The organism is Nonomuraea thailandensis (genome assembly GCF_024172165.1).
Classification (GTDB): Bacteria; Actinomycetota; Actinomycetes; order Streptosporangiales; family Streptosporangiaceae; genus Nonomuraea; species Nonomuraea thailandensis.
Genome location: NZ_JAMZEB010000002.1, coordinates 2,865,906 through 2,878,310 on the forward strand (window position 1 = coordinate 2,865,906; position 12,405 = coordinate 2,878,310).

The 12,405-nt window shown below is 74.0% G+C and carries 12 protein-coding genes; 7 read left to right on the forward strand and 5 right to left on the reverse strand.

Annotated features, from left to right (window positions below; translation table 11 throughout):
- Positions 1-38 precede the first annotated feature (38 nt).
- Positions 39-902, forward strand: coding sequence for an SMP-30/gluconolactonase/LRE family protein (locus tag HD597_RS16765; RefSeq protein WP_253743234.1), 864 nt, complete (start codon positions 39-41; stop codon positions 900-902).
- Between the two features lie 320 nt (positions 903-1,222).
- On the opposite strand, the gene HD597_RS16770 is transcribed toward HD597_RS16765, so the two are convergent.
- The gene (locus HD597_RS16770; RefSeq protein WP_253743235.1) at positions 1,223-2,293 is read right to left on the reverse strand and encodes a TetR/AcrR family transcriptional regulator; all 1,071 of its coding nucleotides are present in this window, start codon (positions 2,291-2,293) and stop codon (positions 1,223-1,225) included.
- Between the two features lie 81 nt (positions 2,294-2,374).
- Here HD597_RS16770 and HD597_RS16775 point away from each other — a divergent pair, with 81 nt between their 5' ends.
- Complete coding sequence (locus HD597_RS16775) at positions 2,375-3,553, forward strand: cytochrome P450 family protein (protein ID WP_253743236.1); 1,179 nt, start codon at positions 2,375-2,377, stop codon at positions 3,551-3,553.
- 9 nt (positions 3,554-3,562) lie between these two features.
- Positions 3,563-4,834, forward strand: coding sequence for an ATP-dependent Clp protease ATP-binding subunit ClpX (clpX, locus tag HD597_RS16780; protein ID WP_253743237.1), 1,272 nt, complete (start codon positions 3,563-3,565; stop codon positions 4,832-4,834).
- A 293-nt stretch (positions 4,835-5,127) separates the two neighbouring features.
- On the opposite strand, the gene HD597_RS16785 is transcribed toward clpX, so the two are convergent.
- The gene (locus tag HD597_RS16785) at positions 5,128-5,757 is read right to left on the reverse strand and encodes a hypothetical protein (RefSeq protein WP_253743239.1); all 630 of its coding nucleotides are present in this window, start codon (positions 5,755-5,757) and stop codon (positions 5,128-5,130) included.
- The gene (locus HD597_RS16790; RefSeq protein ID WP_253743240.1) at positions 5,744-6,007 is read right to left on the reverse strand and encodes a hypothetical protein; all 264 of its coding nucleotides are present in this window, start codon (positions 6,005-6,007) and stop codon (positions 5,744-5,746) included. The genes HD597_RS16785 and HD597_RS16790 overlap by 14 nt, the downstream gene beginning before the upstream one ends.
- 177 nt (positions 6,008-6,184) lie before the next feature.
- Here HD597_RS16790 and HD597_RS16795 point away from each other — a divergent pair, with 177 nt between their 5' ends.
- The 4 genes from HD597_RS16795 (at position 6,185) to HD597_RS16810 (ending at position 10,871) form a co-directional block, all read left to right on the forward strand.
- Positions 6,185-6,862, forward strand: a complete 678-nt coding sequence (locus tag HD597_RS16795; RefSeq protein WP_253743241.1) for a response regulator transcription factor — start codon at positions 6,185-6,187, stop codon at positions 6,860-6,862.
- A 91-nt stretch (positions 6,863-6,953) separates the two neighbouring features.
- Entirely contained in the window at positions 6,954-7,337 is a 384-nt protein-coding gene (locus tag HD597_RS16800; RefSeq protein ID WP_253743242.1) for a response regulator, read from the forward strand.
- Positions 7,307-9,829 carry a sensor histidine kinase gene (locus HD597_RS16805; RefSeq protein ID WP_253743243.1) on the forward strand — a complete coding sequence of 841 codons (2,523 nt, stop codon included), beginning with the start codon at positions 7,307-7,309 and terminating at the stop codon, positions 9,827-9,829. The genes HD597_RS16800 and HD597_RS16805 overlap by 31 nt, the downstream gene beginning before the upstream one ends.
- A gap of 124 nt (positions 9,830-9,953) precedes the next feature.
- The gene (locus HD597_RS16810) at positions 9,954-10,871 is read left to right on the forward strand and encodes a hypothetical protein (protein WP_253743244.1); all 918 of its coding nucleotides are present in this window, start codon (positions 9,954-9,956) and stop codon (positions 10,869-10,871) included.
- Positions 10,872-10,876: 5 nt separating this feature from the next.
- Here the strand turns inward: HD597_RS16810 and HD597_RS16815 are convergent, their stop codons facing one another.
- Positions 10,877-12,184: an esterase-like activity of phytase family protein gene (locus HD597_RS16815; RefSeq protein ID WP_253743245.1), complete on the reverse strand. Its 1,308-nt coding sequence runs from the start codon at positions 12,182-12,184 to the stop codon at positions 10,877-10,879.
- Positions 12,184-12,393 (reverse strand): MbtH family protein, encoded by a 210-nt coding sequence (locus HD597_RS16820; protein WP_253743246.1) that lies wholly within the window; start codon positions 12,391-12,393, stop codon positions 12,184-12,186. The genes HD597_RS16815 and HD597_RS16820 overlap by 1 nt, the downstream gene beginning before the upstream one ends.
- Positions 12,394-12,405: the final 12 nt, after the last annotated feature.

Sequence of the window (12,405 nt, forward strand, 5' to 3'; positions counted from 1 at the left end):
ACTGTTCGGAGCGCTCGACCGGCCCCCGGAAGAGCGGCATGACCATCACCGCGTCAACCGTCACCGGCCCCGTGGCCGAGCACGGCGAGGGGCCCGTGTGGTCCGCCCGCTGGGGCGGCCTGCGGTGGGTGGACATGCTGGCGGGGGACGTGCTGGCGCTGGCCGCCGACGGGTCGGTGCGCCGCAGGCACGTCGGCGCCGTCGCCGCCGTCGTCCGGCCGCGCGTCTCCGGCGGGTACGTCGTCGCGGCCGAGCGGGAGCTGCTGCTGGCCGGCTCCGACGACCTGGACGCCCCGCTGCGCTCGCTCGGCGAGGCGTGGAGCGACCCCGCGATCCGCATGAACGAGGGCGGCTGCGACCCCGGTGGCCGCTTCTACATCGGCAGCATGGCCTACGACGCCTCGCCGGGCCGCGGCTCCTTCTACGTGGCCGGTCCGTCAGGGGCGCTGCGGGTGGTGCTGCCCGAGGTGACGATCTCGAACGGATTCGGCTTCAGCCCGGACGGGCGGCTGGCGTACTACGCCGACACCGGGACCGGGCGCGTGGACGTGCTCGACTACGACCCCCGGGAAGGGCTGAGCGGGCGGCGGCCGTTCGCCGTGGTCGACCCGGAGCAGGGCGCGCCCGACGGGCTGACGGTGGACGCCGAGGGCGGGGTCTGGGTGGCCATGTGGCAGGGCGGGGCCGTGCACAGGTACGACCCCGGCGGGCGGCTCGACGCCGTCGTCCGGCTGCCGGTCAGCAAGGTCACGGCCGTCACGTTCGGCGGCGACGACCTGGACCGGCTGTTCATCACCACCTCGGCCCTCGGCGTGGATCGCGCGGAGCAGCCCGAGGCGGGGGCGATCTTCTGCGCCGACCCGGGTGTCCGCGGCCTGCCGGTGCTGCCCACCACCCTCTGACAGGGGCTGGCGGGGGGCGACGTCCAGCACCCGCGGCGGACGGGAAGGGCCGTCCGCGGCGTCAGCCGGCTCCCGGCAACACCACGGCCTGCCGCACAGGCTGCCGACGGGCGGGACACCGGCGTGAACGTCGCCCATAGCTTGGACAGCGCTTGCCCGCCCGCCGGTTCCATCCGGACCGCAACCCGATCCGGCGATCGCGACCGCCCAGGTCAGGGAACCCGATCCGGCGATCGCGACCGCCCAGGTCAGGGAACCCGATCCGGCGATCGCGACCGCCCAGGTCAGGGAACCCGATCCGGTGATCGCGACCGCCCAGGTCAGGGGTGCCGGGCCGCCGCGTGCGCGGCGCCGTACCCCTCCGCGCGCACCACGATCCGGCCCGACCGCACCCGGAGCGCGACCTCCGTGTCGTCGCCGGGCTCCGTCACCCCGGCCGCCGCCGCCAGCGCGCCGCTCTCGTCGTACACGACCCGCAGCCGCGGCCAGGCCTGGCGCGGGAACGCCTGCCGCAGGCACGTGCTCACCTCGGCGATCACCAGCCGGGCCAGCGGCAGCAGCTCCTTGGGCGCGCCCGTCGCCACGACGGCGGTGACCTCGGCGTCCGCCGGCGCGGCGCGCACCGCGTCCTCGGCGGCGGAGAGCCGGTGCAGCCCGAGCACCGCCACCACGCCGTCGCGCTCCGGCCGGGCCGGCCCGCCGCCGACCGCGTCGATCGCTCCGGGAGGCGGCGACCAGGGCTCGGCCGTCTCCCGCACCCGGGGGCGCAGGGGCGCCGGCGCCCACCGGTCGCCCAGGTCGAGGCCGGCGAGCTGCTCGCACACCCGGATCACGTTGAACGGATCCACGAACCCCGGCGCGGCGGCCGAGAGCTGAGTGGCTCCCTGCAGAACCGTGAGCACCGACTCGGCCAGCCGCACCAGCCGCCCGTCCGGCTCCTTCGGCGGGCGCAGCCGCTCCATGGCCAGCCCGATCAGGACCGCGTTGAGCTGCATGAGCTGCGCGTACGGCCGCCGCGTGACCTCGTCGGCGAGGATCTCGGGGATCAGGTGCATGCTCAGCCTGCTCGGCTGCCGCTCGTCCTCGGTGGCCAGGGGCAGCCGGGTCACCCAGGCGCGCGCCAGCTCGGCGAGGGCCTCCCGCACGGTGAGCGCGGGCTCCTCCGGGGCGGCTACGGGCACGCGCTCGGCCAGGTCGGCCAGCACGGCGAAGTAGAGCGCCCGCTTGCCGGGGAAGTTCGAGTAGACGGCTCCGCGCGTGAGCTCCGCGCGGTCGGCGATGTCGTCGATCTTGGCTTCCCTGAACCCGCGCTCGGCGAACTCCGCCCTGGCCGCGGCCAGCACCTTCGCGCGATTGCGCTCCTGGGTCTCCGCTCTGGTGAGCCGGGCCAACCGTCCTCCTCGTTGCCGTGTGCTCCGCAGCCAAGATACCGTGAACATCCAGATGATGGGATCATTCGAAATGGGGCCACGATGGATGTGCCGGAGATCGACCTGACCGATCCGGTGGTGCTGCACGATCCGTACACGGCGTACGCACAGGTCAGGGAGCTGTCCGCGGTGGTGCGGCTGCTGGTGCCGGGGTTCGGCCCGTTCTGGGCCGTGACGCGGCACGAGGAGGCCAGGGCGATGCTGGCCGACCCGCGCATGCGGATCAACGAGGCCAGCTACCTGCGGCCCGACGTGCCGGAGCACTGCCGGCCGTACCTGCGCACGATGTCGGAGACGAACGGCGCCGAGCACGCCCGCCTGCGCCGGCTGGTCGCGCCCGCGTTCACGCCCCGCAAGGCCGGCGAGTTCGCCGCGCGCGTCGAGCGGATCGTCGAAGGGCTGCTGGACGAGCTGCCGGAGCGGGAGCCGGTGGACCTGCTGGAGCGCTTCGCCAAGCCGCTGCCGATCGACGCGATCTGCGAGCTGGTCGGCATCCCGCCCGCCGACCGCCCACGCTGGCGGGAGTACGGCGCCGCCATCGCCGCCGGGCACGGCGAACGGTTCGCGCGGTCCATCCCGGAGATCATCGGCGACGCCAGGTCGGCGATCGCCGCGGTCAAGGAGCGGCCCGGCGACGGCCTGCTGTCCGATTTGGCCCGCGTCGTGGAGGAGGACGGCGACCGGCTCTCCGACGACGAGCTGGTCACCATGGTCTGGCTGCTCGTCCTGGCCGGCCAGACCCCCGCCAACCTCATCGCGAACGCCGTCGCCACCCTGCTCGCCCATCCGGACCAGCTCGCCGCGCTGCGCGCCGACCCCGCGCTCATGCCGCGCGCCGTGGACGAGCTGGCCCGCTGGAGCCCGCCGCAGCCGATGACCGTGCCGCGGTTCCCCGCCGAGGACGTCGAGATCGGCGGCGTGCCCATCCCCGAGGGGCAGCCGGTCACGGTCTCCGTGGCCTCCGCCAACCGGGACCCGCGCGTGTTCGACGAGCCCGACAGGTTCGACATCGGGCGGGAGCCGGGGCCGCACCTCGGGTTCGGCCACGGGCCGCACTTCTGCGTGGGCTCCTCGCTGGCCCGCATGCAGACCGGCGTCGCGCTCGGGGCGCTGCTGCGCCGCTTCCCCGACCTGGCGCTCGCGGGGGAGGCGTCGTACCTGCCCGACCCGGGGACGCGCAGGCTGGCGTCCCTGCCCGTGACCCTGCGCCCGGCGGGCTGAGGCGGCGCGATGGCACGCACCGGCAAGACCGGAGACCTGCCGCACTGCTCGTTCTGCGGCAGGAGCCAGAGCGAGGTGCGCAGGCTCATCGCGGGCCCGCCCTCCGTCTGCATCTGCGACGGGTGCGTGGGCCAGTGCACCGAGCTCATGGCCGGGGAGCGCGCGGCGCGCGGCCCCGCGACCGTGGAGCCGCCCAGGCCGCGCGAGATCCACGCCTTCCTCGACCAGTACGTGATCGGCCAGGACCAGGCCAAGCGTGCCCTGTCGGTCGCCGTCCACAACCACTACAAACGCGTCCGCGCGCCCGAGGCCGAACTGGGCAAGTCGAACATCCTGCTCCTCGGCCCCACGGGCAGCGGCAAGACGCACCTGGTGCGGACGCTGGCGCGGCTGCTCGACGTGCCGTTCGCCGTCGCCGACGCCACCGCGCTCACCGAGGCCGGGTACGTCGGCGAGGACGTCGAGACCATGCTGCTCGCGCTCGTCGAGGCAGCCGGCCACGACCTGGCCAGGGCCGCGACCGGCATCGTCTACATCGACGAGATCGACAAGATCGCCCGTAAGGGCGACAACCCGTCGATCACCCGCGACGTCTCGGGGGAGGGCGTGCAGCAGGCGCTGCTGAAGATCCTGGAGGGCACGGTGGCCGGCGTGCCGCCGCAGGGCGGCAGGAAGCACCCCCACCAGGACCTCATCCAGCTCGACACGACGAACGTGCTGTTCATCGCGGGCGGCGCGTTCGCCGGCCTGGAGCAGATCATCGAGCGGCGGGTGGCCCGTGGCGGCGCCGGCTTCGGCGCCGCGCTCCGGCCGGGGCCCGACGCCGGCGACGTGCTCGCCCAGGTGATGCCGCAGGACCTGGTCCGGTACGGGTTCATCCCGGAGTTCGTCGGCAGGGTCCCCGTGGTGGCGACGCTGCGCCCGCCGGACCGCGAGGCGCTGGTCCGCATCCTGACCGAGCCGCGCAACGCGCTGATCGAGCAGTACCGGCGGCTGCTGGAGCTCGACGGGGTCGAGCTGGAGTTCGCGGACGGCGCCGTGGCCGCCGTCGCCGAGCAGGCGCTGCTGCGCCGCACCGGGGCCAGGGCGGTGCGCGCGATCATGGAGGAGGTGCTGCTCGACGTCATGTACGAGGTCCCGGGCCGGGACGACGTGGCCCGGGTCGTGATCACTCGCGAGACGGTGCTGGACCGGGTGAACCCGACCCTGGTGCCCCGCGATCGGCCCCTGGATCGGCCCCTGGATCGGCACGACCCTGAACGCCGGGAGAGATCCGCCTGAGCCGGCCGATCGGGACGGGCCGCAAAGCCCGACGGCGCGGCCACGCCGGAGGGGCCCGGGAAGCGGGACGGCGCGGCCATGCGGGCTGAGCCGGAAAGTGATCGGCGCAGCCGGCCGGCGCGGCACCGGCCGGCTGCGCGAACGCCGGCCACCCGGACGAAACCGCCTCCGTCCGGGTGGCCGGAGCCTCAGGGGCCGGGGCGGCCCGGTGGCCCCGGCGCTCCCTGAGGCTGCGCAGGGCGGGCAGGCTCGGGTGGCGTGAGCCTGGTCCGCCCGGCTGTGGTGGGGCGGGGTCAGCCGGCCAGCCGCTCCAGCGGGCGCCTGGCGTCCTGCTCGCCGTCGCCCCGCGTCCCCGCCCCGGGCTCGTCGCGCTCAGCGCCCCTCCGCACGATGTCCTCCGCGCCCCTCCGCACGATGTCCACCGTGACGAACTGCGCCCGCCCCGGGTGCCGTCGCACGCGGACGGAAGCGGCGCAGCAGGCCGCCGCTATTTCCGCGCCGAACGCCTCGAAGTCGTCGGCGCAAATCCCCGCCCGGAGCAGAATGAAAGCCCTTTCCCCGGAATCGGTCGGCGTTATCCAGAGGATCAGCGGAATTCTGCCTCCGCGGGTGTGCATGGACGTCTCCGCGCACACCCGCTGGATCCGGTGCCGGGAAAACACGCACCAGAAGTGCCGCAGCATCCATTTCCGGCCGGCCGGCACCGTGGCGGGCACGCCCACGGGGCCCGCCAGCGCGACCGGCGCCCACCACATTCCCTGGCCGAGGGCGGTCGCGATCACGACCGCCGCCCCGGCCGCGAGCGCCAGCAGGACGATCTCCGTACGCCACCGCCACAGCCGCGTGACCAGCCCGGGGCCCGGCTCAAGCAGCAGGCCCTCGGCCGCCGCGTACGGGTTGTGGCGCGGATTACGCGGGAACATGACGACCAACTCCTCCGGCCGACGGCTCCCGGGCGGCCCCCGGTCCGGCGAGGCGGGCCGCCTTCAGCGCGTCGAAGCGCGGGTCGCGATACCGCCGGGAGCCGAACCCCGTTCTGGTGACCGTCCACCCGTACTGGCGGGCCCGCTCGTCCCGGTCCGCGCACAACGCCCGGTCGGCGCGCGCCAGCAGCTCGCTGACGTAGGACCTGATTCGCGATACTCGCGCGGCGACGTGAAGCATTTCGGCCACCACTCCCCCTCCGTCTTTGTCCTTGTGGAAACCCCTCATATTCGTGCGCAGGTCGACTGCCGATACCGCCAGTTTGCGCCGCGCCCGCCAATTCAGCGATAAAGCTGGCTCCCGAGTCGGTGGTTCGGTTTTCCGCACCCGTTGAGCGGGCGAGGGCGGCGGGCTAACGTTTGCCACGTGACGTCCTTCCGGGTGGTGATCGCCGAGGACCACCTGCTGGTGCGGGCCGGGATCGAGGCCCTCATCGCGACCGAGTCCGGGGCCGAGGTCGTCGGCGTCTGCTCGGGTTACGAGGCGCTCATGGAATGCGTCGAGAAGGAGCAGCCCGACGTCGTCGTCACCGACATCCGCATGCCGCCGACCATGAGCGACGAGGGCATCAGGGCGGCCACGACGCTGCGGGCCAGCCACCCCGACGTGGCCGTGCTGGTGCTGTCGCAGTTCCTCGACCCGACGTACCTGCTGGCCCTGATCGAGCAGGGCAGCAGCAGGCGCGGCTACCTGCTCAAGGAGCGCATCGCCGCGCCCGGCGAGCTGGTCTCGGCGGTGCGCACGGTCGCCTCCGGCGGGTCGTTCATCGACCCCGTGGTCGTGGAGTCGCTGGTGTCGGCCAAGGCCCGCAACGACGCCGGCACGCTGCGGCACCTGACGCCGCGCGAGCGCGAGACGCTCGCCGAGGTCGCCGCAGGCCGGTCGAACCTGGCCATCGCGACCGCGTTCAACGTCTCCGAGCGCGCGGTCGAGAAGTACATCAACTCCATCTTCGTCAAGCTCGGCCTGCGCGGCGACCGCGACACCAACCGGCGGGTCAAGGCGGTCCTGATGTTCCTCGACTCCGGCTCCCCGCCCGGGTAAGCCGCGGCGGTCAGCCCGGAGCCGGAAATCCGGCCGGGATAGTGATGGTGGCACCACCGACACGGCGGCGATCGAATGCGACGATCAGCTTGTGGACCAACAGCTCGTACGCGTTCTGGTGGTGGACGACCTGCCGTCGTTCCGCCGGGCCGTGGCCGGCGTGATCGCGGTGGTGGACGGGTTCGTGCTGGCGGGGGAGGCGGCCAGCGGCGAGGAGGCGCTCGACTTCCTGCGCCACCACCCTGTCGGGATGGTGCTCATGGACGTGAACATGCCCGGCATGGGCGGCCTGGAGGCGGCCCGGCGGATCAAGTGCGGGCATCCGGACGTCACCGTGGTGCTGCTGTCGGTCAACAACACCGAGGACCTGCCTCGTGACGCGATGGTGCTGGGGGCCCATTATCGGCACAAGGACCGCTTCGGCCCCGACGAACTGGAGGCGTTGTGGAGCGACGGGGGGCGCGCAGACTCTTAGCCGGCCTGCGGGGGCATGAGATCATCGAGATCGGCGCGCCGGAGTGGGAGCGGCTGCGCACCTACATCCAGGCGGACCTGATCGGCGTCGCGGTGGCCGCGGCCTGGGTCGCGGTCCTGTGGGTGGCGGTCCGGCGCGAGGGCTGGCTGCTGGCCATCGTCGTGCTGCTGCTCACCATGGCGGCGTTCCTGCTGCGCGCCGTCCACCTGATCCACCGCTACCGGCGCTTCGCCGCCGTCGTCGTGTTCGCGCTGTCCAACTGGATCGTGGCCGTGGCCGTCACCTCGGTGGTGCCGTTCGCGCTGGCCACGCTGGCGCTGGCGGTGCTGCTGCCGGTGCTGGTGGCCGTGCAGCACATGAACCACGAGCGGCTGTCGGCCATGCTCGGCGCGACGATGCTCGTCGGCACGACGCTGGTCGTCGTCGGCTGCCTGACGCCCGGGGTCGGCTTGGAACGGCTGGTGCCCAAGACGGTCATGGACGCGCTGGCGATCGTGTTCATCCCGTTCATCACGGTCCTGGTGTCGCTGGCCGCATGGCAGAACCACGGCATGCTGGTCGCCAGGACCGAGGCGCTGCGCGAGTCGCGGGCCCGGCTGGTCGCGGCGGCCGACCGCGAGCGCTGCCAGATCGAGCGCAACCTGCACGAGGGCGCCCAGCAACGCCTGGCCGCCGCCGCCGAGCAGACGGGCCGGGCGCGGCGGCTGCTGGACGCCGACCCCGCGCAGGCCGGCCCGCTGCTGGCCCGCCTGTCCGACGACCTTCAGGAGGCCAGCGCGGAGCTGCGCGGCCTGGCCCACGGCATCTACCCGCCCCAGCTCGGCCAGTACGGCCTGGAGACGGCGCTGCGCGCCGCCGCCCAGCACGCCCCGATCCCTGCCACCGTGCGCGCGAGCGGCGTGGGCCGCTACCCGCCCGAGATCGAGATCAACATCTACTTCTGCCTGCTGGAGGCCCTGCGCAACGCGGTCAGGCACGCGGGGGAGCAGGCCACCGTGACCATCACCCTGCAGGACCGCAACGGGCTGTCCTTCGACTTCCGCGACGACGGCTGCGGCTGCGACCCCGGTCTCGTCCACACCGGCACCGGCATGATCAACATGAACGACCGCCTGGGCGCCATCGGCGGCACCCTCACCGTCGACACCCGGCCGGGCGGCGGCCTGCGCCTGCACGGGCACCTGCCGCGGTCGGTGCTGGAGAGCGCCGGCGTGGAGCGCTCCCGCCAGGAGCGGGGCGGCACCGTACGCGGCGGGCTGGAGGCCGTCTGGCACCTCATCGCCAGGCTCTACACCAGCCTCCAGCGCAGCACCCACCCGCACCCCCACCAGTACATCGTCACCGGCCTGTGGGCGATCATGGGCGTCACGCTCGGGGCGGGCGCGGTAGCCGCCGCGGCCTTCGCCGGCGTGCACAAGCTCTGGCTGCTCGCCCTGGCCGGCGGGTGCGGCACCGTCGCCCTGCTGGTCGTGGCGGCGCTGCGGGTCGTCAAGCGCCACCGCATCGAGCACGCCATCGGCCTGTCGGCGGCCATCACCTGGTGCTACGCGCTGACGCTGACCGCGATGATCCCGGCCGCGCTGCCGTACGCGACGCTGGTGATCGTGTCGCCGGTGCTGCTGTCGGTGGCGTTCCTGCCGCGGCGGCGCTTCAAGGTCATCATGGGCTGCACGGTCGCCGCGGCCGTCGCCGTCACGCTCGCCGGCCGGCTGGCGCCCGGCGTCGGGTTCACCGGGAACGCCCCCGGATGGCTGGTCGCCGCCGTCGTCATCGCCCTGGTCGTGCTGGGCCTGACCCGGGCCTCGTACCTGGCCTGGCACAACCACGTGATGCTGGTGGCCAGGGCGGAGGCGCTGCAGGAGTCACGCGCCCGCCTGGTGGCGGCGGCCGACAGGGAGCGCCGCCAGATCGAGCGGAACCTGCACGACGGCGCCCAGCAGCGGCTCGTCGCCGCCGCCGTGCAGTCCAGGGTCGCCCAGCGGCTGATGGACACCGACCCCGCCCAGGCCGTCCCCGTGCTCGCGCAGCTCACCTCCGACCTGCGCGAGGCCCAGGCCGAGCTGCGCGACCTGGCACACGGCATCTACCCGCCGCAGCTCGCCGAGTCGGGGCTGGAGGCGGCGCTGCGCGCGGCCACGCGCCACTCCCCGCTGCCGACCGAGATCCGCGCCGCCGGCCTCGGCCGGTACCCGCCCGAGATCGAGATCAACATCTACTTCTGCCTGCTGGAGGCGCTGCAGAACGCCAGCAAGCACGCGGGCGAGCAGGCCACGGTGACCATCGACCTGCGCGAGCACGACGGCCTCTCCTTCGACCTCTCCGACACCGGCGCCGGCTGCCACCCCGGCCTCATCCGCACGGGCCACGGCATCACCAACATGTACGACCGCGTGGGCGCCATCGGCGGCACCCTCACCATCGAGACCAGCCCCGGAACGGGGCTGCGCCTGCACGGCCACATCCCGGCCACCGCCTACCGCGACGCCGGCTGAGCCGGCGACTCAGTGGCCGGCGCCGTGCGACTCAGTGGCCGGCGCCGTGCGACTCATTTCCCGCAACGGGGATTTGAGTAGCCGTACTCAGGCCGGGGGAGCGGGAATGGTGGACGCTGATGGCATGAGTGAGGTGATCACCCGATCGGCCGGCTGGGGCAGGGCTCTGCTCGCCGGCGTCGTGGGGGCGGTCCTGCCCCTCGTCCTGGTCGGGGCCTTCCGGCTGCTGGCCGAGTCCGGGGCCGGCGCGTTCATCTGCCCCACCGGCGGGCTGGAGTGTGTGCTTCCGCTGGGGCTGGTCGCCGGTGCCGGGTCGGCGGGGCTCGGCTGGGTCGCGCTGCTGCTGGTCCGGGTACGGCCGGCGTGGCTGGTCACCCTCGCGGGGATCGGCCTGACGTTCGTGCTCGGCTGGTCGACCAGGCTGCTGGTTCCCGATCCCGCGTGGTGGCTGACCTCGCTGCTCGCCGGTGCGTGCTTCGCCGTGGCCGCGTTGTGCACGAGGGGAGTGAGCCGGGGGCGGGTGGTCGTCGCCGTGGTGTTGCTGGGGGCCTATCCCGTGGCGGCCGCGGCGACCCCGGGCCAGCAGGAGCTGGACCGGCGCGACGCGCTCGCGGAGCTCGGCATCCCGCTCGTCGTCGCCGACCTGCCCGGGTATCGGCTCGGGCCCGTGTCGCTGTACAGCGGGCCGGGGCTCACCTACCACCTGGTGCCGGACGGCAGCGCGGATCCGGCGACGCCGTACCAGGCCCGCAGGCCGGGGGACATCGAGGTCATGGTGACCTCCGTCCCCGCCCGCTTCACCCCGCCCGCGGACTGCAGCAACTTCTCCTACCCCGAGCCGCCCCCGCAACCGTGCGAGCCCATCGGCGCGCAGGCGTGGCGCCGCACCCTCGGCGGCGAGGCGTCCTACGTCGCGCGGGACGGGCGGGTCCTCATCAGCGTGAGGCTGGACGCGAGCGACTCGGCGCAGACCCTGTTCCGGCAGGTGGTCGCGTCGGGGAGGCCGCGTTCGGCCGGCGAGCTGGCCGGGCGCGTCCCCTGACGGCCTCAGCGGAGCGGGCGGGGGAGGCGGATGGTGACGATCCGGGTGGGCACGCCGCTGCTCACGAGCCGGCCGTCCGCGCCGAACGCGCCGAGCCCGTGGTCGTTGTCGTTGGTCACGACGAGCGTGCGCGGGTCGAGCAGGGCGATGCCCTCGACCTTGCCGGGCAGGGTGGGGGCGACGGCGGGCAGGTCGGCGACGAGCGACTTGGACGGGAGCCTGAGGGCCGGTGAGAGGGCGGACTCCTTCAGCGACGGTGTGGTGGCCGGTGAGAGGGCGGACGCCTCCAGCGACGGTGTGGTGGCCGGGTCGTCGTACCGGCCGCCGAGCAGGTTCGTCGCCTTCGCCAGGTCGATCCGGTAGACGCGGGCGACGCGGTCGGTGCGCTCGGCCACCAGCAGCCGGCGGCCGCTCACGTGCGCCAGCCCGGAGATCTTCAGCTCGCCCTGGTCGCCGTTCGCGGCAGGGTCGAAGGAGGCGACGTCCTCGAAGCGGTAGGCGTACTCGCCGGTCACCCTCCCGGCCCGCAGGTCGAAGGTGAGGATGCGGCCGGCGCGGGAGGATGCGGTCGTCTTCTCGTCCGGGTTCGCCAGCGGGCTCTGCACCGCGACGTAGAGGGTGCCGCCGCCGAGCGCCAGCCCCTCGAAGCCGCGGTTCGGGCGGCGGGAGGCGAGGATGGCGGGCAGCGTCCGCCTGACGGGGTAGCCGGCGCCGGTGAGCCGGAGCCCCTCGGGCACGTGCCTGGCCAGCACCCGGCCCCGGCCGGAGACGTGCAGCAGCGACGGGCCGTACTCGTCGGCCAGCCAGAAGTCGCCGTCCGAGGTGCGCACGACGTCCTCGGGGTCCACCCCGCCCGGGTCGTACGGGAGCGCGCGCCGCCCGTCCCAGGTGTAGGGCGCCTCGTCGCGGCCGGCCCGGTTGCTCAGCCCGGTGACCGGCTCGCCGGAGCCGCCGGTCAGGGGCAGGTACTTCTTGATCTCGACGCCGAACCGGGTGGCGACCTGGACGATCGCCGGGCTGAACTCCGGGATCGGGAACGTGCGGCGCCGGTCGGCGCCCACGGTGACCTGCCCGGTCGGCCCTCGATCGGTGACCATCCAGTAGTCGCCGCGCCGGCCGGCCGGGAACAGGCCGCTGCCGATCCCGCCCAGGTGGATCCCGCGATCGCCGGCGATGGACCGTTGCAGGTCGCCCAGGGGTACGGGCGGGACGCGCACGTCCTCGACGACCACCGGGCCTTCCGCGGGCAAGGCCGGGGCGGCGGCGATCGTCAGGGCGACCACCGGACCGGTGAGGACGCGCGCGATCCGCATCAGTCGCCCACGGCCTCGGTCAGCGAGCGGGGGCGCAGGTCGGTCCAGTGGCTCTCGACGTAGTCCAGGCAGGCGGCCCGGCTGCTGTCGGGGAGCACGACGGTCCAGCCGCCGGGGACCTCGGCGAAGGCGGGCCACAGGGAGTGCTGGTTCTCGGCGTTGACCAGAACCAGGAAGCGGCCGTCCGGATCGTCGAAGGGGTTGGTCATGTGCGGTCCTTT

Bases quoted from the DNA above. Each gene is read 5' to 3' on its own strand.
- HD597_RS16820 (WP_253743246.1), bottom strand. From the start codon at position 12,393: ATGACCAACCCCTTCGACGATCCGGACGGCCGCTTCCTGGTTCTGGTC.
- clpX (WP_253743237.1), top strand. From the start codon at position 3,563: ATGGCACGCACCGGCAAGACCGGAGACCTGCCGCACTGCTCGTTCTGC.
- HD597_RS16765 (WP_253743234.1), top strand. From the start codon at position 39: ATGACCATCACCGCGTCAACCGTCACCGGCCCCGTGGCCGAGCACGGC.
- HD597_RS16775 (WP_253743236.1), top strand. From the start codon at position 2,375: ATGGATGTGCCGGAGATCGACCTGACCGATCCGGTGGTGCTGCACGAT.
- HD597_RS16815 (WP_253743245.1), bottom strand. From the start codon at position 12,184: ATGCGGATCGCGCGCGTCCTCACCGGTCCGGTGGTCGCCCTGACGATC.
- HD597_RS16810 (WP_253743244.1), top strand. From the start codon at position 9,954: ATGAGTGAGGTGATCACCCGATCGGCCGGCTGGGGCAGGGCTCTGCTC.
- HD597_RS16785 (WP_253743239.1), bottom strand. From the start codon at position 5,757: ATGTTCCCGCGTAATCCGCGCCACAACCCGTACGCGGCGGCCGAGGGC.